At 73.2% G+C, this 20064-nt stretch carries 20 protein-coding genes; 16 read left to right on the forward strand and 4 right to left on the reverse strand.

Annotated features, from left to right (window positions below; genetic code table 11):
• Positions 1-47 precede the first annotated feature (47 nt).
• From DCI01S_RS01535 to dapC, 3 genes are all read left to right on the forward strand, one after another.
• Positions 48-2627: a bifunctional FO biosynthesis protein CofGH gene (locus tag DCI01S_RS01535; RefSeq protein WP_007632555.1), complete on the forward strand. Its 2580-nt coding sequence runs from the start codon at positions 48-50 to the stop codon at positions 2625-2627.
• 86 nt (positions 2628-2713) lie between these two features.
• Positions 2714-3037 carry a ferredoxin gene (gene fdxA / locus DCI01S_RS01540; protein ID WP_007632557.1) on the forward strand — a complete coding sequence of 108 codons (324 nt, stop codon included), beginning with the start codon at positions 2714-2716 and terminating at the stop codon, positions 3035-3037.
• Positions 3038-3042: 5 nt separating this feature from the next.
• On the forward strand, positions 3043-4155 hold the full coding sequence (dapC, locus tag DCI01S_RS01545) for a succinyldiaminopimelate transaminase (protein WP_217354149.1): 1113 nt from the start codon (positions 3043-3045) through the stop codon (positions 4153-4155).
• Between the two features lie 108 nt (positions 4156-4263).
• Here dapC and dapD read toward each other — a convergent pair whose 3' ends face one another.
• Positions 4264-5232: a 2,3,4,5-tetrahydropyridine-2,6-dicarboxylate N-succinyltransferase gene (gene dapD, locus DCI01S_RS01550; protein ID WP_061227636.1), complete on the reverse strand. Its 969-nt coding sequence runs from the start codon at positions 5230-5232 to the stop codon at positions 4264-4266.
• Between the two features lie 83 nt (positions 5233-5315).
• On the opposite strand from dapD, the gene dapE reads away from it, so the two are divergent.
• The 8 genes from dapE (at position 5316) to DCI01S_RS01585 (ending at position 12066) form a co-directional block, all read left to right on the forward strand.
• Entirely contained in the window at positions 5316-6485 is a 1170-nt protein-coding gene (gene dapE, locus DCI01S_RS01555) for a succinyl-diaminopimelate desuccinylase (protein ID WP_061227683.1), read from the forward strand.
• Between the two features lie 77 nt (positions 6486-6562).
• Entirely contained in the window at positions 6563-7363 is an 801-nt protein-coding gene (locus tag DCI01S_RS01560; RefSeq protein WP_061227637.1) for an LOG family protein, read from the forward strand.
• Entirely contained in the window at positions 7363-7917 is a 555-nt protein-coding gene (locus DCI01S_RS01565) for an LOG family protein (RefSeq protein ID WP_061227638.1), read from the forward strand. The genes DCI01S_RS01560 and DCI01S_RS01565 overlap by 1 nt, the downstream gene beginning before the upstream one ends.
• A 128-nt stretch (positions 7918-8045) precedes the next feature.
• Complete coding sequence (gene folP / locus DCI01S_RS01570) at positions 8046-8858, forward strand: dihydropteroate synthase (protein ID WP_165928459.1); 813 nt, start codon at positions 8046-8048, stop codon at positions 8856-8858.
• Positions 8859-8908: 50 nt separating this feature from the next.
• Positions 8909-9292, forward strand: coding sequence for a DivIVA domain-containing protein (locus tag DCI01S_RS01575; protein ID WP_061227639.1), 384 nt, complete (start codon positions 8909-8911; stop codon positions 9290-9292).
• Between the two features lie 91 nt (positions 9293-9383).
• The gene (locus DCI01S_RS16630; RefSeq protein ID WP_007629831.1) at positions 9384-9551 is read left to right on the forward strand and encodes a DUF3117 domain-containing protein; all 168 of its coding nucleotides are present in this window, start codon (positions 9384-9386) and stop codon (positions 9549-9551) included.
• Between the two features lie 77 nt (positions 9552-9628).
• Positions 9629-11104, forward strand: a complete 1476-nt coding sequence (locus DCI01S_RS01580) for a leucyl aminopeptidase family protein (RefSeq protein WP_061227640.1) — start codon at positions 9629-9631, stop codon at positions 11102-11104.
• Positions 11101-12066, forward strand: a complete 966-nt coding sequence (locus tag DCI01S_RS01585; RefSeq protein ID WP_232303184.1) for a putative RNA methyltransferase — start codon at positions 11101-11103, stop codon at positions 12064-12066. The genes DCI01S_RS01580 and DCI01S_RS01585 overlap by 4 nt, the downstream gene beginning before the upstream one ends.
• Positions 12067-12120: 54 nt before the next feature.
• Here DCI01S_RS01585 and glgA read toward each other — a convergent pair whose 3' ends face one another.
• Positions 12121-13287, reverse strand: coding sequence for a glycogen synthase (glgA, locus tag DCI01S_RS01590; RefSeq protein ID WP_174521502.1), 1167 nt, complete (start codon positions 13285-13287; stop codon positions 12121-12123).
• A gap of 144 nt (positions 13288-13431) precedes the next feature.
• Here glgA and glgC point away from each other — a divergent pair, with 144 nt between their 5' ends.
• Positions 13432-14658 carry a glucose-1-phosphate adenylyltransferase gene (glgC, locus tag DCI01S_RS01595; RefSeq protein WP_007629839.1) on the forward strand — a complete coding sequence of 409 codons (1227 nt, stop codon included), beginning with the start codon at positions 13432-13434 and terminating at the stop codon, positions 14656-14658.
• Between the two features lie 44 nt (positions 14659-14702).
• On the opposite strand, the gene DCI01S_RS01600 is transcribed toward glgC, so the two are convergent.
• Positions 14703-15311: an O-methyltransferase gene (locus DCI01S_RS01600; protein WP_061227641.1), complete on the reverse strand. Its 609-nt coding sequence runs from the start codon at positions 15309-15311 to the stop codon at positions 14703-14705.
• A gap of 200 nt (positions 15312-15511) precedes the next feature.
• Between DCI01S_RS01600 and sigE the strand changes: the two genes are divergently transcribed.
• The 4 genes from sigE (at position 15512) to tatB (ending at position 18766) form a co-directional block, all read left to right on the forward strand.
• On the forward strand, positions 15512-16132 hold the full coding sequence (sigE, locus tag DCI01S_RS01605; protein ID WP_061227642.1) for an RNA polymerase sigma factor SigE: 621 nt from the start codon (positions 15512-15514) through the stop codon (positions 16130-16132).
• A gap of 103 nt (positions 16133-16235) precedes the next feature.
• Positions 16236-16679, forward strand: a complete 444-nt coding sequence (locus tag DCI01S_RS01610; protein WP_061227643.1) for an anti-sigma factor family protein — start codon at positions 16236-16238, stop codon at positions 16677-16679.
• Between the two features lie 28 nt (positions 16680-16707).
• Positions 16708-18210 (forward strand): S1C family serine protease, encoded by a 1503-nt coding sequence (locus tag DCI01S_RS01615; RefSeq protein WP_061227686.1) that lies wholly within the window; start codon positions 16708-16710, stop codon positions 18208-18210.
• A gap of 64 nt (positions 18211-18274) precedes the next feature.
• Positions 18275-18766: a Sec-independent protein translocase protein TatB gene (gene tatB, locus DCI01S_RS01620; protein ID WP_061227644.1), complete on the forward strand. Its 492-nt coding sequence runs from the start codon at positions 18275-18277 to the stop codon at positions 18764-18766.
• A gap of 149 nt (positions 18767-18915) precedes the next feature.
• Here the strand turns inward: tatB and DCI01S_RS01625 are convergent, their stop codons facing one another.
• Positions 18916-20055, reverse strand: a complete 1140-nt coding sequence (locus DCI01S_RS01625) for an Mrp/NBP35 family ATP-binding protein (protein ID WP_007631677.1) — start codon at positions 20053-20055, stop codon at positions 18916-18918.
• Positions 20056-20064: the final 9 nt, after the last annotated feature.

Genomic DNA, 20064 nt, shown 5'->3' on the forward strand with positions numbered 1-20064 from the left:
GCACCGCTCCGCTCTCGCCGCCGCCGCGGTGGGGCATCATCGCGGGTATGGATCCCGCCGTGCCGCCCGCCGATCCCCAGCCCACGCCGTCGGCCATGCGCCGCGCCCTGCGCCGCGCCGCCGACGGCCTCACGCTCGACGTGACCGAGGCCGCGGTGCTGCTGGCCGCGCGGGGCGGGGACCTGGACCGCCTGATGGCCCTGGCCGCCGCGCGTCGGGACGCGCGTCTGGTCGACGAGGGACGCCCCGGCGTGGTGACCTACTCGCGCAAGGTCTTCGTCCCGCTCACCCGCCTGTGCCGGGACCGGTGTCACTACTGCACGTTCGTCACCGTGCCGGGCAAGCTCCGCGCGGCCGGACAGGGCATGTTCCTCGACCCCGATGAGGTCGTGGAGCTGTGCCGCCGCGGCGCGGAGGCCGGTTGCAAGGAGGCGCTGTTCACCCTGGGGGACCGGCCCGAGGAGCGGTGGCCCGAGGCGCGCGAGTGGCTCGAATCGCGCGGCTTCTCCTCCACGCTGGACTACGTGCGCGCCATGGCGATCCGCGTGCTCGAGGAGACCGGCCTGCTGCCGCACCTCAACCCCGGCGTCATGAGCTGGGCGGAGCTGTCGCGGCTCAAGCCCGTCGCGCCGTCGATGGGCATGATGCTCGAGACCACGGCGACCCGCCTGTTCACCACCCCGGGCGCCGCCCACCACGGCAGCCCCGACAAGGACCCGGCCGTGCGGCTGCGGACCCTCACCGATGCCGGCCGCCTCGCGGTGCCGTTCACCACGGGGATCCTCGTGGGGATCGGGGAGAACCGCACCGAGCGCGCCGAGAGCCTGCTGACGCTGGCCGGGCTCGCGCGCGAGTTCGGCCACCTGCAGGAGGTGATCGTCCAGAACTTCCGCGCCAAGCCCGACACCGCGATGCGCTCGGCCGACGACGCCGACCGGGACGAGTTCCTCGCCGCGATCGCCGTGGCGCGACTCGTGCTGGGGCCGCGCGTGGCCGTGCAGGCACCGCCCAACCTCGTCGACCGGGGTGACGTGCTGGCGCTGGTGGACGCCGGGGTGGACGACCTGGGGGGCATTTCGCCCCTGACCCCTGACCACGTCAACCCCGAGCGGCCGTGGCCGCACCTGGACGAGCTCACCGCGGACCTCGCCGCGCGCGGGTGGACGCTCACCGAGCGCCTCACCGCCCATCCGCGCTACGTGGGCGGGGGAGACGCCTGGATCGACCCGCGGGTGGCGGGCCACGTCCGCGCCCTGGCCGACCCGGCCAGCGGGTTGGCCGTGTCGGGCGACGACGACGAGGTGGTGCAGCCGCAGGGACGGCCCTGGCAGGAGCCCGACGACGACTGGGACTCGAGCGGACGGACCGATCTGCACACGGCGATCGACTCCGAGGGCCGCAATACGGACACCCGGTCGGACATCGGCGAGGCCTTCGGCAACTGGGACGTCATCCGGGCCCGCGCGGCGGAGCTCGGGGCCGCGGCGCTGGTCCCCGAGCGGGCCGACGCCGAGGTCGTGGCCGCGCTGCGCGCCGCCGAGGCGGACCCCGCCGGCCTCACCGATGAGCAGTACCTCGCGCTGGCCACCGCCACCGGGGACGGCCTGGCGGCCGTCGCGGGGCTCGCCGACCGGATCCGCGCCGACGTGGTGGGGGACACCGTCACCTACGTGGTCAACCGGAACATCAACTTCTCCAATATCTGCTACACCGGCTGCCGGTTCTGCGCGTTCGCCCAGCGCAAGGGTGATGCCGACGCGTTCTCGTTGTCCGCCGCCGAGGTCGCCGACCGGGCGTACGAGGCGTACGTCACCGGGGCGTCCGAGGTGTGCATGCAGGGTGGGATCGACCCGGACCTGCCCGTGTCCGGCTACGCCGACCTCGTGCGCGCGGTCAAGGAGCGGGTGCCGTCGATGCACGTCCACGCCTTCAGCCCCATGGAGATCTCCAACGGCGCGTCGCGCTCCGGGGTCGGCGTACGCGAATGGCTCACCGAGCTGCGGGCCGCCGGTCTCGACACCATCCCGGGCACCGCCGCGGAGATCCTCGACGACGAGGTCCGCTGGGTCCTCACCAAGGGCAAGCTGCCCGCCGCCGAGTGGATCGACATCGTCACCACCGCTCACGAGGTGGGCCTGCGCTCGAGCTCGACCATGATGTACGGCCACGTCGACACGCCCCGCCACTGGGTGGCGCACCTGCGGACCCTGCGTGGGATCCAGGAACGCACCGGCGGGTTCACGGAGTTCGTGCCGCTGCCCTTCGTGCACCGCAGCGCCCCGTTGTACCTCGCCGGGGCCGCCCGTCCCGGGCCGACGCGCGAGGAGAACGTGGCGGTGCACGCGTTGGCGCGGATCATGCTGCACGGGGCCATCGACCACGTGCAGACCAGCTGGGTCAAGCTCGGCGTGGCGGGCACGCGGACGATGCTGCGGTCGGGCGCCGACGACCTGGGCGGCACCCTCATGGAGGAGACCATCTCGCGGATGGCGGGGGCGGAGAACGGCTCGGCCAAGTCGCCGGCGGAGATCGAGGAGATCGCCACCGGGATCGGTCGCCCGGCCCGCCGGCGTGACACCCTGTACGGGCCCGCGCCGCGCCCCGTTCACGTGGCGGTCGTCACATAGCCGGAACCGCGCGTGGGGCGGCTTCGGCATCGGAGTGTGTCGTGGCATACGATGCTGGCCATACCGCTACGAGGAAGGTGGCTGACGTGACCTACACGATCGCAGAGCCGTGCGTCGACGTGATGGACAAGTCCTGCGTCGAGGAGTGTCCGGTCGACTGCATCTACGAGGGGGGACGGATGCTGTACATCCACCCCGACGAGTGTGTCGACTGCGGCGCGTGTGAGCCGGTCTGTCCCGTGGAGGCCATCTTCTACGAGGACGACGTCCCGGACGAGTGGACCGAGTACAACGCCGCGAACGCCGACTTCTTTGTCGAGCTGGGTTCGCCGGGCGGGGCGGCCAAGGTCGGCAAGGTCGACTACGACGTGCCGTTCATCAAGGCACTCCCGCCCATGAACCAGGAGTGAACCCGGTGGTGTCGCGCCCGGAGCGTCGACCGCCCGGGCGTGCGCTCCCGGTGTTCCCCTGGGACACCCTCGCCGAGGCGCGCTCCCGCGCGGCGGCTCACCCCGACGGGCTCGTCGACCTCACGGTCGGCACTCCCGTCGACCCGGTCGCCCCGGTCATCCGCGAGGCGCTCGCCGTCGACGCGGCCGAACCCGGTTATCCCACGACCGTCGGCACACCCGCACTGCGGCAGGCCGCCGTGGGCGCCCTCGCACGGCGCTACGGCGTCACCGGCCTGACGACCGACGCCGTCCTGCCCGCGATCGGCACCAAGGAGCTCATCGCCGGGCTTCCCTCACAACTCGGCCTGGGCCCGGGCCACACGGTCGTCGTGCCGGAGGTCGCCTACCCGACCTACGAGGTGGGGGCCCTGCTCACCGGGGCCACGGTCGTGCGCGCGGACTCGCTCACGCAACTCGGACCGTCGTCGCCGACGCTCCTGTACCTCAACTCGCCGTCCAACCCGAGCGGCAAGGTCCTCGGCGTGGACCATCTGCGCAAGGTCGTGGGCTGGGCACGCGACCGCGGTGTGATCGTCGCCTCCGACGAGTGCTACCTCGGCCTGGTGTGGGAGGGGGAGGCCCCCTCGATCCTCGACCCGCGCGTGTGCGACGGCGACCACACCGGGCTGCTGGCGCTGCACTCGCTGTCCAAGACCTCCAACCTGGCGTCCTACCGGGCCGGGTTCGTCGCCGGCGACCCCGCCCTGGTGGCGGAGCTGCTCGCGGTGCGCAAGCACTCCGGGCTGATGATGCCGCTGCCGGTGCAGTCCGCGATGGCGGTCGCCCTGACAGACGACACCCACGAGGACGAACAGCGCGAGCGGTACCGGGCCCGCCGGGCGCGTCTGCGGCCGGCGGTGGAGGCCGCGGGCTTCCGGATCGACCACTCCGAGGCCGGGCTCTACCTGTGGGCGACCCGCGACGAGCGCTGCCGGGACACGGTGGACTGGTTCGCTGAGCGCGGCGTGCTCGTGGCGCCGGGCGAATTCTACGGCCCCGCCGGTGCGCGGCACGTGCGCATCGCACTCACCGCCACAGACGCGACTGTCGACGAGGCCGTGCGCCGGCTGGCCTGACCGCCCGGCCCGGGCCCCCGCGTCCTGCACAGCACATCGAGAAGACGGCTCCGCACACATCGCCCGAGTGGGGTGTGCGGAGCCGTCCTGTCGTTGCGGGACGCGTCTCTAGTCGTTGGCGTGCAGATCCGCGTTGAGCTCGACGCCCTCGCGCTTCCACGGAACGGCCTCGACCGCACCGGAGACGGAGTTGCGGCGGAACAGCAGGTTGTCCATCCCGGACAGCTGACCGGCCTTGACCGGCTCGCGCTCCGCCCAGGCCCCGGCGCGGACGTCTACCTTGGTGCCGGCGGTGACGTAGAGACCGGCCTCGACCACGCAGTCGTCACCGAGCGAGATGCCGACGCCCGAGTTGGCGCCGAGGAGGCAGCGCTCGCCGATCGAGATGGTCTCCTTGCCGCCCCCGGAAAGGGTGCCCATGATGGAGGCCCCGCCGCCCACGTCGGAGTCCGCTCCGACGACGACGCCCGCGGAGATGCGGCCCTCGACCATCGACGCGCCCAACGTCCCGGCGTTGAAGTTGACGAAGCCCTCGTGCATGACGGTGGTGCCCTCGGCCAGGTGCGCGCCGAGGCGGACGCGATCGGCGTCGGCGATCCGAACGCCCGACGGGACCACGTAGTCCACCATGCGCGGGAACTTGTCCACTCCGTACACGGTCACCGGGCCGCGGGCGCGGAGCCTGGCCCGGACCGACTCGAAGCCCGGGACGGCGCAGGGGCCGAAGTTCGTCCACACGACGTTGGTGAGCTTTCCGAACAGGCCGTCCATGTTCGCGAAGTGCGGTCGGATGAGGCGATGGCTGATCAGGTGGAGGCGTAGGTAGGCGTCGTAGGCGTCTGCCGGTGGTTCGGTGAGGTCGGAGATCTCGACCCGCACGGCCACCCGCTCGACCCCGCGGTCCTCGTCCGGCCCGGTCAGGGACGCGAGCTCGGCGGGCACCTCGTCGCCGGACAGGACGGCGTGACCGCTCGAGGAGGCGGCGCCCAGCTCCGGTTCGGGGTACCACACGTCGAGGACGGTGTGGTCGGACGTCAGGGTGGCGATTCCGGTGGCCACGGCTCCATGTGCACTCATGGCCCCGATGCTAGCGGTCCGCCCGGACGCACACCGGTCACGGTCGAGTCGCACACCGGGCCAGGGCAACTAGGGTGGAGACCGTGACCGCCGCCCTCGATCTGACCGCCGACCCGGTCGACCTCACCCGTGCCCTGGTCGACATCCCCAGCCCCTCGCGGCAGGAGGACGCGATCGCCACGGCCGTACACGCCGCGCTCGAGTCGACCGTCGCGGCCTTCACCGGCCCGGCCGCGGGGCGGACGGAGGTGATCCGCGACGGCAACCGGGTCCTCGCCCGGACCCGACGCGGGCTGCCGGGCCGGGCCGTGCTGGCCGGGCACCTCGACACGGTGCCGCTCGCCGACAACGTCCCCTGCCGGGTCACCAGCGAGGCCGACGAGCAGATCCTGCACGGCTGCGGGACGGTCGACATGAAATCCGGGGACGCGGTGTTCCTCCACCTCTTCGCTCTCCTGGCGGACAGCGAGGACCTGGTCCACGACCTCACCCTCGTGCTCTACGACTGCGAGGAGATCGAGGCGACGGCCAACGGCCTCGGTCACCTGGAGCGCAGCCACCGCGACTGGCTGGTCGGTGACGTCGCGATCCTCGGTGAGCCCACCGGCGGACTGATCGAGGCCGGGTGTCAGGGGACCCTGCGGATCCGGGTCCACGCCCGCGGTGTGCGCGCACACTCGGCGCGCAGCTGGCTCGGCGACAACGCGGTGCACCGCCTCGCGCCGGTGCTCGGGGCGCTCGCGGCCTACGAGGCCCGGTCGGTGGACATCGACGGCTGCGTCTATCGCGAGGGGTTGCAGGCGGTGCGGATGTCGGCGGGAGTCGCCGGCAACACCGTGCCGGACGAGGCGTGGCTCGACGTCAACTTCCGTTCGGCCCCGGACCGGGACACGGACGCCGCCCTCGCGCACGCGCTCGACGCCCTCGGACTCGCCGGGCTCCCCCGGGTGGAGACCGGCGAGGTCCCGCCGACCGAACCGGGGCTGTACTGGGAGTTGACCGACCTGTCCCCGGGCGCGCTGCCCGGGCTGAGCGCCCCCGCGGCGGCGGACCTCGTCCGCGCGGCCGGCGGGCGGGTCCGCGCCAAGTACGGCTGGACCGACGTGTCCCGGTTCGCCGCACTGGGGATCCCCGCGGTCAACCTCGGACCCGGCGACCCCGGACTGGCGCACAAGCGCGATGAGCACTGTCCCGCCGTCCAGATCACCGAGGTGACCCGGACTCTGCGCGACTACCTCACCACCCCGGGCTGAGACGGCGCCGGGCCCCGCCCGAGCCAGGGTCCCGCGCCGCCGCCCGACTCACCAGAGCACAGAAGGAGACACGGCCCATGGCCCCCAACGACCCGGTCCACATGCGTGGACCCGTCCTCGTCCGTCGAGAGAAGGACGGCGAGCGCACGACCACAGACCAGCGACTGTTGGACAAGAACCAGGACACCGACTGGCTGCACACCGACCCGTGGCGGGTCCTGCGCATCCAGAGCGAGTTCGTCAACGGCTTCGGCGCCCTGGCGGAGTTGAGGGACGCGGTCAGCGTGTTCGGTTCGGCCCGCACCCGGCCCGGTGACCCCGCCTACGAGCAGGCGGTGGAACTGGGCCGCGCATTGTCCGAGGCGGGCTACGCGGTGGTGACCGGCGGCGGCCCGGGCCAGATGGAGGCGGCCAACAAGGGCGCGTGGGAGGCCGACGGTCAGTCGGTCGGACTGGGTATCGAGCTCCCCCACGAGCAGGGCATGAACCGGTGGGTCGACCTCGGTCTGCACTTCCGGTACTTCTTCATCCGCAAGACGATGTTCGTCAAGTACACGCAGGCGTTCGTGTGTACGCCGGGCGGATTCGGCACCCTCGACGAGTTCTTCGAGGCCATCACCCTGGTCCAGACGGACAAGATCACCCGGTTTCCGATCGTGTTGTTGGGCGTGGACTTCTGGTCCCCTCTCGTGGACTGGATCCGCGGCACGCTGGCCGAACAGGGCATGATCTCGGCGTCCGACCTCGAGCTGTTCCTCGTGACCGACTCGGTGCCCGAGGCGGTGGAGTTCATCCGCGAGGCGCACCACCGCGCCGCACTGACGTCCGAGCAGCGGGAGGACCTCATCGGCGAGGAGCACCGCGGGGTCGAGCGCTGATGGCGCCGGTCCCGAACCGTCGGGTGTGCGTCTACTGCGCGTCCTCGACCTACGACCCGCGCCTGCTCGAGATCGCGACCGAGGTGGGCGACGCGATCGCCCGCCGGGGCTGGTCGCTGGTCTCGGGCGGTGGCAACGTCTCCATGATGGGCGCGCTGGCCGAGGCGGCCCGCGGGGGCGGCGCCCGGACGGTCGGGGTGATCCCCGAGGGGCTGCGGGTGCGGGAGGTCGCCGACACGGCGGCCGACGAGCTCGTCGTCGTCACCACCATGCGTGAACGCAAGCGGGAGATGGAGGAGCGCTCGGACGCGTTCCTCACGTTGCCCGGGGGGATCGGGACCATGGAGGAGATGTTCGAGATGTGGACCTCGGCCTCGCTGGGGTTCCACCACAAGCCGGTCGTGCTCTACGACCCCATCGGGTTCTACCGCCCGCTCCTCGACTGGGTCGACGGGCTGGCGGAGGCCGGGCTGGTCAAGCCGGCGGCGCTGGACCGCCTGGTGGTGCGCGACGATCTCGACGCTGCCCTCGACGCCTGTGGAGGGCGCAGGTGACCACGCCCGGCGACTCGCCCGCCACCCAGCCCGCCAACCAGCCCGCCACCCAGCCGGGCCCCGCTCCCCGGCCGGTCGTGGCACCCACTCTGTGCGGTCGGCCGGTGCCGGTGGACCGCCCCCTGGTCATGGCGATCGTCAACCGCACCCCCGACTCGTTCTACGACCGCGGCGCGACGTTCACCGATCCCGCGGCGATGCGCCGCGTCGACGAGGTCGTGGCGGCGGGGGCCGACGTCCTCGACATCGGCGGCGTCAAGGCCGGGCCGGGGGACCTCGTCGACGTCGACGAGGAGACCCGCCGGGTCGTACCGTTCGTCGAGGCGGTGCGCGGGCGGCACCCGGACGTGCTCATCTCGGTGGACACATGGCGCGGTGAGGTGGCGCGGCGCGCGCTCGCGGCCGGGGCGGACGTGGTCAACGACACGTGGGCGGGCCACGACCCCGGGGTGCTCACCGCGGCCGGGGAGGCCGGCGCGGGCTTCGTGTGCTCGCACACCGGAGGCGCGGTGCCGCGGACGCGCCCGTTCCGGGTGGGGTACGCCGACGTGGTCCGTGACGTCGTCGAGGAGCTCACGTCCGCGGCCGAGCGGGCGCTGGCCGCGGGGGTGCCGGCCGACGGCGTCCTCATCGACCCGACCCACGATTTCGGCAAGAACACCTTCCACGGGCTCGAACTGCTCAGGCGGATGGACGAGATCGTGGCGGTGGGATACCCGGTGCTCATGGCCCTGAGCAACAAGGACTTCATCGGCGAGACCCTGGACGCCGGGGTGGACGACCGCGCGGAGGGCACGCTGGCGGCCACGTCGGTCGCCGCCTACCTCGGCGCACGGGTGTTCCGCACGCACGACGTGCCGGGCACGCTGCGCGCCCTGGAGATGGTCGCGTCGATCGTGGGCACCCGCCGACCTGCGCGGACTGTACGCGGTCTGGCCTGACCCGTGTGGGAGACTGGGCGCGGCGGTCGTCACTACAGGAGGGGAGCGCGATGCTCACCATCGTCGTCTACGTGGTCGTGACGCTGATCGTGGCCTCGGGCCTGTTCGCGCTGTCGCTGCTGGTGTTCGGGCGTTCGGAGTTGCTGCCCGCAGTGGAGGCGGGCCACACCGTCACCCGCCTGCCGCAGGGCCCGCTGTCCGGGGATGATATCCGGGCGGTACGCCTCGGGGTGTCCGCGCGCGGGTACACGATGGCCGAGGTCGACTGGACCCTGGAGCAGGCCGCGCTGGAGATCGACAGGTTGCGGGCGCGGCTCGGGGAGACCGCCGTCGGTGACGGCGCGCCCGTCGGGGCGGACGGCGGCGCGGTCGGCGGGGTGCGTGGTGCGGACGGTCGGTCTGCTACGACGTCCGAGTCGGGCCGGACGCGCTAGAATCTGTTGTATCCACTGGAGCAGTACCGATCGTGGGCACGGGCGCCCGGCAGGGCGCGCCCCGCGGACTAGGACGAAGGGAATCGACCTGATGGCGGCTATGAAGCCCAGGACCGGTGACGGACCGATGGAAGCGGCCAAGGAGGGCCGCGGGATCGTCATGCGCGTCCCTCTCGAGGGCGGCGGTCGACTGGTCGTCGAGCTGACCCCCGATGAGGCCAAGTCGCTCGGCGAGGAGCTGACGCAGGCCACCTCTTGATCGATCGTCCCACCGATGCCGGCGCATCCGACCCTTGTGGCGGATGCGCCGACTCATGTCACCGGAAGGTACCGCCGATGTCCGATGTCCCCAGCCGCCCCCTGCCCGCGGTCCGTGTCGCGTCCGGTGAGGTCCCCGCGGCAGCGCGGCCCGTCGTGGTGCGTCGTCCGGAGGCCGGCCGGGTGACGCGCGGCCTGGCCCGTGAGGTCAGTGTGACCGTCCGTGACGGGCGTGCCGTGCTGGAGGTGGAGGTCGACGGGTCGACGCCGCGTTCGGGCTGGTCGGGCGCCGTGGACCACGGGTTGGGGCATCGCCGCGCGGGCGCGGCGCTGGCGCGTCACCTCCGCGAGGCCGGGTCCGTCGAACCGGTGGCGGTCTCGGTGCCCGGCGAGGTCCCGACAGACCGGGTGGCGGACGTGGTCCTGGGCTACCTGTTGGGGGCGCGCGGCCAGGACGTGTTCGCGGCCGACCCCGCGCCGGTGGCGCCGGAACTCGTGGTGGTGGTCACCGCGGGACCGGGAGGGGGCGACGACGACGAGGAGCGCGTCTGCCGTGAGGTGGCGACGGCGGTGGAGGCCGCGCGGGCGACGGCCGCGGCCCGCGATCTCGCCGGCGCCCCCTCGGACCGGAAGACGCCGGAGTGGCTGGTGGGGCGGATGGCCGGGGCGCTGCGCGCCGCTGGGATGCGCGCGGACGTCCTCTCGGGTGGGGATCTCGTCTCCGGCGGGTTCGGCGGCGTGCTCGCGGTGGGCGGTGGCTCGGCGAACCCGCCGGCCGTTCTGGTGGCCCGTCGCCCCGGCCCGGGCCCGCGGGTGCTGCTGGTGGGCAAAGGCATCACGTTCGACACGGGCGGGATCTCGGTGAAACCGGCCGACGGCATGCACCTCATGCGGACCGACATGGCGGGCTCGGCGGCCGTCGTGGCGGCGGCGGAGGCGTTCTGCGCGGACACCGCGCCCGCGTACACGGGAGTGGATCTCACGGTGGTGGTGCCGTCGGCGGAGAACATGCTCTCCGGTTCCGCCTACCGTCCGGGCGACGTCGTCACCCATGTGGGCGGGACGACCTCCGAGGTCACCAACACCGACGCGGAGGGCCGGATGGTCCTGGCCGACGCATTGGCTCACGGCATCGCCGAGTGCGACCCGGAGGTGGTGATCGACGTCGCGACGCTCACCGGCGCGATGAAGGTGGCGTTGGGGATGCGGACGGGTGCGGTCATGGCCACCGACGACGATCTCGCCGACCGGGTCGCCGCCGCGGGGGCGAGGGCGGGGGAGCGGTGGTGGCGGCTCCCGCTCCCCGACGATCTGCGTCCGGCGGTCCGCTCCGACGTCGCCGACCGCCGCCAGGCACCGAAGGGACCGGGCGCCATCACCGCGGCGCTCTTCCTCGAGGGCTTCGTCGACGGCCGCCCGTGGGCGCACCTCGACATCGCCGGGCCGGCCCGCTCTCCCGAGGAGATCGACGAGGTCGGGCCCATCGCGACGGGATTCGCCACCCGCACGCTGCTCGGGTTGCTCCGCGACCTCGCGGATCGACCGCGGGCGTGACCCCCGGACCCGCCCTCCGACGGATCGTGCCCCTGTTGCGCTGCCCGTTCTGCGGGGAGGCGATGCGGGCGACCGACCAGGGCGTCACGTGCGGTTCCGGGCATCCGTTCGACCGGGCCCGCCAGGGGTATCTCAGCCTCTTCGGCCCCCGGGGTCGGCGCTTCCCCGGGGACACCGCCGATCAGGTCGCGGCCCGCGACCGGGTGCTGTCCTCGGGGCTCTTCGACGGGGTCCTCGACGCGCTGGCGGCGGTGGCCCGTGACGCCCTCGGGGCGGGAATCCCGGACCGCGACGGCATGGGGGCGGGGACCCCGGCCCGTGACGCCCTCGGTGCCGGGGCCCCGACCGGGCCCGCCGCGCGCCGCGTCGTCCTCGAGGCGGGCGCGGGAACCGGCCACTACCTCGCCGGGGTGCTCGACGCCGTCGGCCGACACGGCGACGGCGCCGACGTGGTGGGGATCGGCACGGAGATCTCGGCGGCGGCAGCCCGGCGGCTGGCCCGCGCGCACCCGGCGGTGGCCGCGGTGGTGGCGGACACGTGGGACGGCCTCCCACTCGCGGACGGCTGCGTCGACCTCGTGCAGGTGGTCTTCGCACCCCGCAATCCGTCGGAGTTCGCGCGTGTGCTGCGCCCGGGCGGGACGCTGGTCGTCGCGGTGCCCGGGGAGGGGCACCTCGAGCCGCTGCGGTCGGCCGGGGGACTGCTCGAGCCGGCGCCGGACAAGGCCGCGAGACTCGACTCCGAACTGGCGGCAGCCTTCGAGCCGGGCCCGGTCCGCGTCGTCGACCAGCGCACCGAGGTGCCCGCGGCGGTCGCCGTCGACCTCGCGCTCATGGGGCCCAGCGGGGTGCACCTCGACCGGTCACGGCTGGAGGCCGCCCTCGGCGCCGACGACCGGCCGGTCCGGCTGCACGTCGAGGTGCGCTCCTACCGCGTGCCGCTGGGCGACCGCCGCTACTGACGATCCGGGCGTGCGGGCGTGCGGGCGCACCGGGCGGCCGCCGTCGGCACGGCGCTACAGCAGCGAGGAGTACATCCGGTGGGTCTGCTCGGCGATCGCCTGCCACGAGAACCGGGACACGGCCCGCTCCTTGCCGGCCCGGCCCATCCGCGCCGCCCGCTCGGGATCCGCGATCAGCTCGTTGACCGCCTCCGCGAGCCCCCGCTCGAACGCCCCGGTCGCCGACTCGTCGTAGTGGACGAGGACGCCCGTCTCGCCGTCGACGACGACCTCCGGTATCCCACCGACGTCGGAGGCCACCACGGCGGTGTCACACGCCATGGCCTCGAGGTTGACGATGCCCAGCGGCTCGTACACCGACGGGCACGCGAACACCGTCGCGGCGGACAGGATCTCGATGACCTCCTCGCGCGGCAGCATGTCGCGCAGCCAGAAGACCCCGTCCCGTGCCGCCCTGAGCTCGGCGACCAGTGACTCCATCTCGGCCGCGATCTCCGGGGTGTCCGGCGCGCCCGCGCACAACACCAACTGGGCGTCCGGGTGGAAGTCGCGGGCGGCCCGCACGAGATGCGGCACGCCCTTCTGCCGGGTGATCCGCCCGACGAACGCCACGATCGGACGGTCCGGGTCGACCCCGTGGCGCCGCAGTACCGAGTCCTCCCCGGAGAACGTCTCGACCGGCGCCCACACCGCGGTGTCGATGCCGTTGAGGATCACGTGGATGCGGCCCGGCTCGACCTCGGGGTAGACACGCAGGATCTCGTCCTTCATCCGGGCGCTCACCGCGACCACGGCGTCGGCGTTCGCGAACGCGTTGCGCTCCGACCACGACGAGACCCGGTAGCCGCCTCCCAGTTGCTCGGCCTTCCACGGCCGGCTCGGTTCGAGCGAGTGCGCCGACACCACGTGGGGGACGCCGTAGAGCTGACCGGCCAGATGCCCTGCGAGCCCCGTGTACCAGGTGTGGGAGTGGACGATGTCCGCCCCCTCGGCCGCGACGGACATCCGCAGGCCGGCGGACAGGGTCTGGATCGCGGGATTGGCGTCGGGCCCCAGCTCCGGGTCGGGGCGGAACGCGCGGGCGGTGTCGCGGTCCGCGCCCATGCACAGCACGTCCACGTCGCACAGCGGCCGCAGGTTGGCCACCAGTTCGGTCACGTGTACCCCGGCCCCGCCGTAGACCTCCGGCGGGTACTCCCTCGTCATCATCGCTACTCGCACACCGGCCAAGGTAGTCGCTCGGGCCCCCGCCCGAGGCGTGCCCGGTGAACGCCGCCCGTCGCCGGGGTGACGACCGGGCGCGCGACGGGGGTCAAAGCGCCCGTTGCCCCGTGGCGGGTCGCGCGGAGTCGATACGGTGGGGTCGTGAGGAACCAGCCGCATGTCCTAGCAATCGTCCTCGCCGGCGGCGAGGGCAAGCGACTCTTCCCGCTCACGGCGGACCGCGCGAAACCCGCCGTGCCGTTCGGCGGGTCCTACCGGCTCATCGACTTCGTGCTGAGCAACCTCGTCAACGCCGGGTTCATGCGCATCTGCGTCCTCACCCAATACAAGTCGCACTCCCTGGACCGCCACATCGCGCAGGTGTGGCACATGCGGGGCATGGGCGGCGAGTACGTGGCCCCCGTGCCGGCCCAGCAGCGGCTCGGGCCCCGCTGGTACACGGGTTCGGCCGACGCGATCCTGCAGTCGCTCAACCTCGTCCACGACGAGAAGCCCGACCACATCGTCGTCTTCGGCGCCGACCACGTGTACCGCATGGACCCGCGCCAGATGCTCGACCACCACATCACCACCGGCGCCGCGGTGACGGTCGCCGGGATCCGTGTCCCCCGCGACGAGGCGTTCGCCTTCGGCTGCATCGACGCCGGCGAGGACGACATCATCCGCGGCTGGGTGGAGAAGCCCTCCGACCCGCCCGGCACCCCCGACGACCCGGACGCGACCTTCGCGTCGATGGGTAACTACATCTTCACCACGGACGCGCTCATCGAGACCCTGAGGGCGGACGCCGAGAAGCCCGACTCCTCCCACGACATGGGCGGCGACATCATCCCCGCCCTGGTGGAGCAGGAGCGCGCCTACGTCTACGACTTCGCCCGCAACGACGTGCCCGGCGAGACCGAGCGCGACCGCGGCTACTGGCGCGACGTCGGCACCATCGACGCGTTCTACGACGCCCATATGGACCTCGTCTCGGTCCACCCGGTGTTCAACCTCTACAACGACCGGTGGCCCATCCGCACCCAGCAGGACAACCTGCCGCCCGCGAAGTTCGTCAACGGCGGGATGTCGCAGGAGTCGATGGTCGGGGCGGGCACGATCATCTCCGCGGCCACCGTGCGCAACTCGGTCGTGTCCAACAACGTGGTCGTCGAGGACGGCGCCGTGGTCGAGGGCAGCGTCCTCATGCCGGGGGTGCGCATCGGCCGCGGCGCGGTCGTGCGCAAGGCGATCGTCGACAAGAACTGCCACATCGGCGACGGGGACCTCATCGGCGTCGACCACGAACGCGACCGGAAGCGGTTCCCCATCAGCGCGGGCGGGGTCGTCAGCGTCGCCAAGAACACCGTCACGTCCCTGCCGGGCTGATCGCCGGGCGCGCCGGGCGGCGTGACGGGTCAGAGCGTGACGGGTCAGAGCGTGACGACGGTGAGCCCGGCGCCCACCGGCAGGAGCGTCACGTGGGCGTGCTCCGGGAGGTCCGTGTCCTCCGGCAGGGGCGCGTGCTCGCCGATGAGCACGAGCGCCCCGCCGGAGCGCAGCAGCTGGTGCGACCGCGAGATCAGGCGCGTCACCGAGTGGGCGGGGACGTCCGCGACCACCAGGTCGTATGCGCCGTCGGTGAGCTTGTCCGCGACCTCCAGCGGGCGGGCCGCGATGTAGCGCGCCGCCGAGGAGGGATGACCCGCCCCGCGGACCGCGGCCCGCGCGGCGTCGAGGTGGTGCGGATCCTCGGTGATGCACGTGACCACGGCCCCGGACCCCTGTCCCGCCGCCGCGAGGATCGCGAGTGCGGGGACACCCGGCGCCGGCGTGATGCACACCGCGGCGCGGGTGCCGTTCAGCCGGGCGATCATCCGGATGGCCTCCGCGGTCGGGGCGTCCGGTGAGGGCGCACCCAGTTCGTCGGCCTCGGCGCGGGCCGGGGCGTAGAGGGAGTCGTCGACGAGGGCCGCGCTCCGGTGCGCCAGCCCGTCGGCTCCGGAGCGGTCGGTGGCGGGGAGATCAGAGGAATCGGACACCCGAGCAGCGTATCGCCGCGGACCGGCGCAGCGGCGACCAACGCGCGGTGACCGGATCGGTACAAAACTCTCAGTGCGATCTCAGTACGCGTATACCGTGAGGACAGACCGGTAGGGGACAGTGGTCAGACGTCGCGCCACGAGGGCGCGAACCACCACCGCGCGGGGACACGCCCCGCGCCGGAAGGCGGCGGCAGCGCATGTACTCACGAACCGTGCACGGGACGACGATCGCCCCGGTGGCCCCCGACGAGTCGGCAGGCACCGCACGATTCGACTCGACCGGCGACGCGGCGGACATGCCCACCTGGTCCCAACTGGTCGCCCAGCACGGTGACCGGGTCTACCGCCTCGCGTTCCGACTCTGCGGCAACGCCCATGACGCGGAGGACATCACGCAGGAGGCGTTCATCCGCGTCTTCCGGTCCCTCGACCGCTACAAGCCCGGGACCTTCGAGGGGTGGATGCACCGGATCGTCACCAACCTCTTCCTCGACATGGCCCGGCGACGCTCGCGCATTCGCTTCGAGACCCTGCCCGAGGACGCCGAACGCGTCCCCGGGCGCGAGCGGAGCCCGGAGCAGGTCCTGGCCGACGAGACGTTCGACCCGGTGCTGCAGGCGGCGCTCGACAACCTGACCCCGGAGTTCCGGGCGGCCGTCGTCCTCAGCGACATCGAGGACCTCAGCTACGAGGAGGTCGGCCGCATCCTCGGGGTGAAGATGGGTACCGTCCGCAGCCGTATCCACCGCGGCCGCGCCGCCCTGCGCGCCGAGCTCGAGGCCGCCGGGGTCACCGGAGCGCACCAGCGGTCCAGCTGAGCCGCCGCGTCCGACGGCGGGAACAGCGGAGCCGTTTCGGACGTTGACCCATCGAGATCGGGCGGGACACCGCCCCGCAGGCCGACGGTCGGGAGGGCGTGGCGTGGATCGACATCGTCACGGGCGCGGCTCCGCGCCCGAGTTCAGGTTGTCGCAGACGTCCGCGCGGGAAGTGGTCGGCCGGACCGGGCCGCCGCGGACGCGGGAGCACTTCCTGTCCACCGACCACCTCTCCATCGAGGCCGCGGCAGCGTACGTCGACGGCCGGCTGCCCGAGGCCGGCCAGTCCCGCGCGGACGCGCACCTCGCCCGCTGCGCCAACTGCCGCCGCGAGGTCGAGGGGCAGCGCGAGGCGCGCCACGCGCTGCGGGGCTCGGGACCCATCCACATGCCCCGCGAGCTACTCGAGCGACTACGCAACCTGGACGATCTGACCGTGGCCGCTCACGGGCCAGCCGACGACCGGGACGGGACGCCCGCCCCCGCGGAGGCGTCCGCGACCGCGTGGGCGAGGCTGCTTCGCCGGCTGCGGCGACGCGGCCGTTAGGGTGGGCCGGGTGGAGGACCAGAGTGGCGTGCGCGGGGCGACGGGGCGCGACGAGGAGCCGGACCGCCCCCTGCGCGAGCCGGCACCCATCCACCGACCGGCCGTCGATCCGGACGTCGTCGCCCTGTTCTCCCGCCCCGAGGGCGTCTCCGGTGGATTCGACCCCACCTCCGCCACCGGCGCCGTGGGCAGCGCCGACCCGGGCGTCGTCCGTGACGCCGATCCCGCACTGGCGCAGGCGTTCGGCCCCGGCCCGGAGAGCCCCCGGGGTATCGAACGTCATCCGGAGTGGCAGGACGAGGCCGCCACGCCCCCGGCGCGCACACCCGACCCCTGGCGTGACCCGCAGGCCCCGGTCGGTCTCGGCGCTCCCGCCGTGGCGGCCACTCCCGAGCCGCGCCCCGTCGACCTGTCCGGTGCGGACGAGGCCCCACCGGCCCGGCTCTCGCTCTCCGAGGCGCTGTTCGAGCGCCGACTGAGCAGGCGGGCGCTGGCCGGGGCGATCGCGGCCGTCGCCGTCGTCGCCCTCGCCGGCGGTGCCATCGGCGCCGTCGTCGCCGATTCCGCCCGCGTCCTCACCACCTCGACCGTCCGCATCGCCGACGCGCCGGACAACGTCCTGCGCCCCGACAATCCGGTCGGCGAGGTCGCACGGCGGGTCCAACCCGCCGTCGTCAACATCCAGGTCTCCACCCCGTCGGCCCGCGGGGAGGGCTCCGGCATCGTCATCGACCCCCAGGGATACATCGTCACCAACAACCACGTCGTCACCATGGACGGTGCCGCCGACCGCGCCGACATCGACGTCATCTTCCCCGACGGCTCCCGCGCCGCGGCGGAGATGGTCGGCCGCGACCCCGCCACGGACCTGGCGGTCCTCAAGGTCGAGGACGTCCAGAACCTCACCGTCGCCACCCTCGGAAACTCCGACGACGTCCAGGTCGGCGAGCAGGTCATCGCGATCGGATCCCCGCTCGGACTGGCGCGGACGGTCACCGAGGGGATCGTCTCCGCGACCCGGCGGCCGATCGCGCTGGGGGAGTCGACCTCCGACGGCGACGTGGTGATCGACGCCATCCAGACCGACGCCGCCATCAACCCCGGCAACTCCGGCGGGCCGCTCATTGACGGCACCGGGGCGGTCATCGGGATCAACACCTCGATCTTCACGCAGTCCGGCGGATCCATCGGCCTCGGCTTCGCGATCCCCGTCAACGACGTCCGCGACATCGCCACCTCACTCATGACCGAGGGGTCGGTCCGACACGCGACGATCGGGGTCAACGCCCGTAAGGCGGACAACGGCGCGGTCGAGGGCGCGGAGATCGTCAACGTGCGCGAGGGATCGCCCGCCCAGTCCGGCGGACTACGCGAGGGCGACGTCGTCACCCGCGTCGGGGAGCGACGGGTGCGCTCGTCCGACGAACTCGTGGTGGCGGTCCGCCGCGCCGGTGCGGACGTCGACGTCCCGGTCGAGGTCATCCGCGGCGGATCACGCGTCGAGCTGACCGTCCGTCCCACGCTCGGCTGAGCCCGGGGGTCACCCGCGCAGGTCACGCTCCCGCTCGCGCGCGCCACGACGTATCCTGACTGCGATGTTCACAAACGTGGGGTGGTCCGAGCTCCTGGTCCTCGGGGTGATCGCACTGGTCGTCCTGGGGCCCGAGCGTCTGCCCGAGGCCGCCCGCTGGCTGGCGTCCGCGATCCGCAAGGTCCGCGAGTTCGCCAGCAACGCGCAGCAACAGCTCAAGGACGACTACGGGACCGACTTCGAGGAGTTCCGCGAGCCGCTCAAGCAGCTCAACGACCTGCGCGGCATGAGCCCCCGCGCCATGGTCACCAAGCACCTGCTGGACGGCGACGACTCCCTGTTCACCGGGGACTTCGGCGCCGCCGCTCCCGCTGGAGGTGCCGCCGTCGCGGGAGGCGCCGGCGCGGCCGGCTCCGCGGGCGGCGGGACCGCGGCCGAGCCGCGCCGCTCGACCCGCCCGCCGGCCACCACCCCGCCCGCGGCCGGCCGGGACGCGGACGCCCCCGGCGACACGGCGCCGGCGTCCGGTCCGGTCTGGGACCTCGACGCCACCTGAGGTCGGACGTCGGGTGGGCTATCGCCCGCCCGGAGGCGGTAGGCGACCCCGCCCGGGGGCTGTAGGCGACCCCGCCCGGGGGCTGTAGGCGACCCCGCCCGGGGGCGGCGGGGCGTGACGCCCCGCCGGCCATCCGAGATGCCGGTCCGTCAGAGGTGACGTGTGGTGTCGATCCCCAGGTTCATCCCCGCCAGGCCCCGGGGTCGCACGGCCAGGCCGTCAGCGATCTCGCGGTACGCGCGCCCCGACGGTGACTCGGGCTCGGCCAGGACGATCGGCGTGCCCTCGTCCCCGTGCTCGCGCACGGCCTGCTCGAGCGGCACCTGACCGAGGAGCTTGACGGGTGCGCCGACCGAGCGGGACAGGTTGGCCGCGACCTCCGCGCCGCCGCCGGTACCGAACACGTCCATGCGGGTGCCGTCGGGCAGCTCCAGCCACGACATGTTCTCGATGACACCGGCGATCCGCTGACGGGTCTGCAGCGCGATCGACCCCGCGCGCTCGGCGACCTCGGCGGCCGCCTGCTGCGGAGTGGTGACCACGAGGATCTCCGCCGACGGGATGAGCTGGGCGATCGAGATGGCCACGTCGCCGGTGCCCGGGGGCAGGTCCATCAGCAGGACGTCGAGGTCGCCCCAGTACACGTCGGCGAGGAACTGCTGCAGGGCCCGGTGGAGCATCGGACCACGCCAGACGACCGGGGTGTTGCCCTTCGTGAACTGCGCGATCGAGATGACCTTCACGTCGTGCGCCACGGGCGGGAGGATCATCTGCTCGACCTGGGTCGGCCGGGCGTCGGTGCCGAGCATCCGCGGGATCGAGTGCCCGTAGATATCCGCGTCGAGCACGCCCACGGACAGGCCGCGGGACGCCAGCGCCGTCGCAAGATTGACCGTCGCGGTGGACTTGCCCACGCCGCCCTTGCCCGAGGCGACCGCGTAGACCCGGGTGAGGTTGCCGGGTTGGGCGAACGGGATGACGGGTTCCGCCGCGTCACCACGGAGGTGCTTGCGCAGTTCGGTGCGCTGCTCGTCGCTCATGACGTCGAGCTCGACGGCGACCTCGCCGACGCCCGGGACGTCGGACACCGCCGAGCGGACGCGGTCGCTGATCGTGTCCTGCATCGGACACGAGGCGACGGTCAGGTAGATGCCGACATCGACGCGGCCGGTCGCGGGGTCCACCTCGACGCCCTTGACCATGCCGAGCTCGGTGAGCGGCTTGCGGATCTCCGGATCGTCGACCTTGGCCAGTGCGGCGCGGATCGATTCTTCGCTGGGTGCACTCATGATGCCCCG

The sequence above is a fragment of the Dietzia cinnamea NBRC 102147 genome (genome assembly GCF_001571065.1).
GTDB lineage: Bacteria > Actinomycetota > Actinomycetes > Mycobacteriales > Mycobacteriaceae > Dietzia > Dietzia cinnamea.

Coding starts and splice junctions, on each gene's coding strand:
- folP (WP_165928459.1), top strand. CDS start 8,046: ATGGCGATCGTCAACCGCACCCCCGACTCGTTCTACGACCGCGGCGCG.
- DCI01S_RS01535 (WP_007632555.1), top strand. CDS start 48: ATGGATCCCGCCGTGCCGCCCGCCGATCCCCAGCCCACGCCGTCGGCC.
- DCI01S_RS01580 (WP_061227640.1), top strand. CDS start 9,629: ATGTCCGATGTCCCCAGCCGCCCCCTGCCCGCGGTCCGTGTCGCGTCC.
- DCI01S_RS01575 (WP_061227639.1), top strand. CDS start 8,909: ATGCTCACCATCGTCGTCTACGTGGTCGTGACGCTGATCGTGGCCTCG.
- DCI01S_RS01560 (WP_061227637.1), top strand. CDS start 6,563: ATGGCCCCCAACGACCCGGTCCACATGCGTGGACCCGTCCTCGTCCGT.
- DCI01S_RS01625 (WP_007631677.1), bottom strand. CDS start 20,055: ATGAGTGCACCCAGCGAAGAATCGATCCGCGCCGCACTGGCCAAGGTC.
- DCI01S_RS01565 (WP_061227638.1), top strand. CDS start 7,363: ATGGCGCCGGTCCCGAACCGTCGGGTGTGCGTCTACTGCGCGTCCTCG.
- dapD (WP_061227636.1), bottom strand. CDS start 5,232: ATGAGTGCACATGGAGCCGTGGCCACCGGAATCGCCACCCTGACGTCC.
- DCI01S_RS16630 (WP_007629831.1), top strand. CDS start 9,384: ATGGCGGCTATGAAGCCCAGGACCGGTGACGGACCGATGGAAGCGGCC.
- sigE (WP_061227642.1), top strand. CDS start 15,512: ATGTACTCACGAACCGTGCACGGGACGACGATCGCCCCGGTGGCCCCC.
- tatB (WP_061227644.1), top strand. CDS start 18,275: ATGTTCACAAACGTGGGGTGGTCCGAGCTCCTGGTCCTCGGGGTGATC.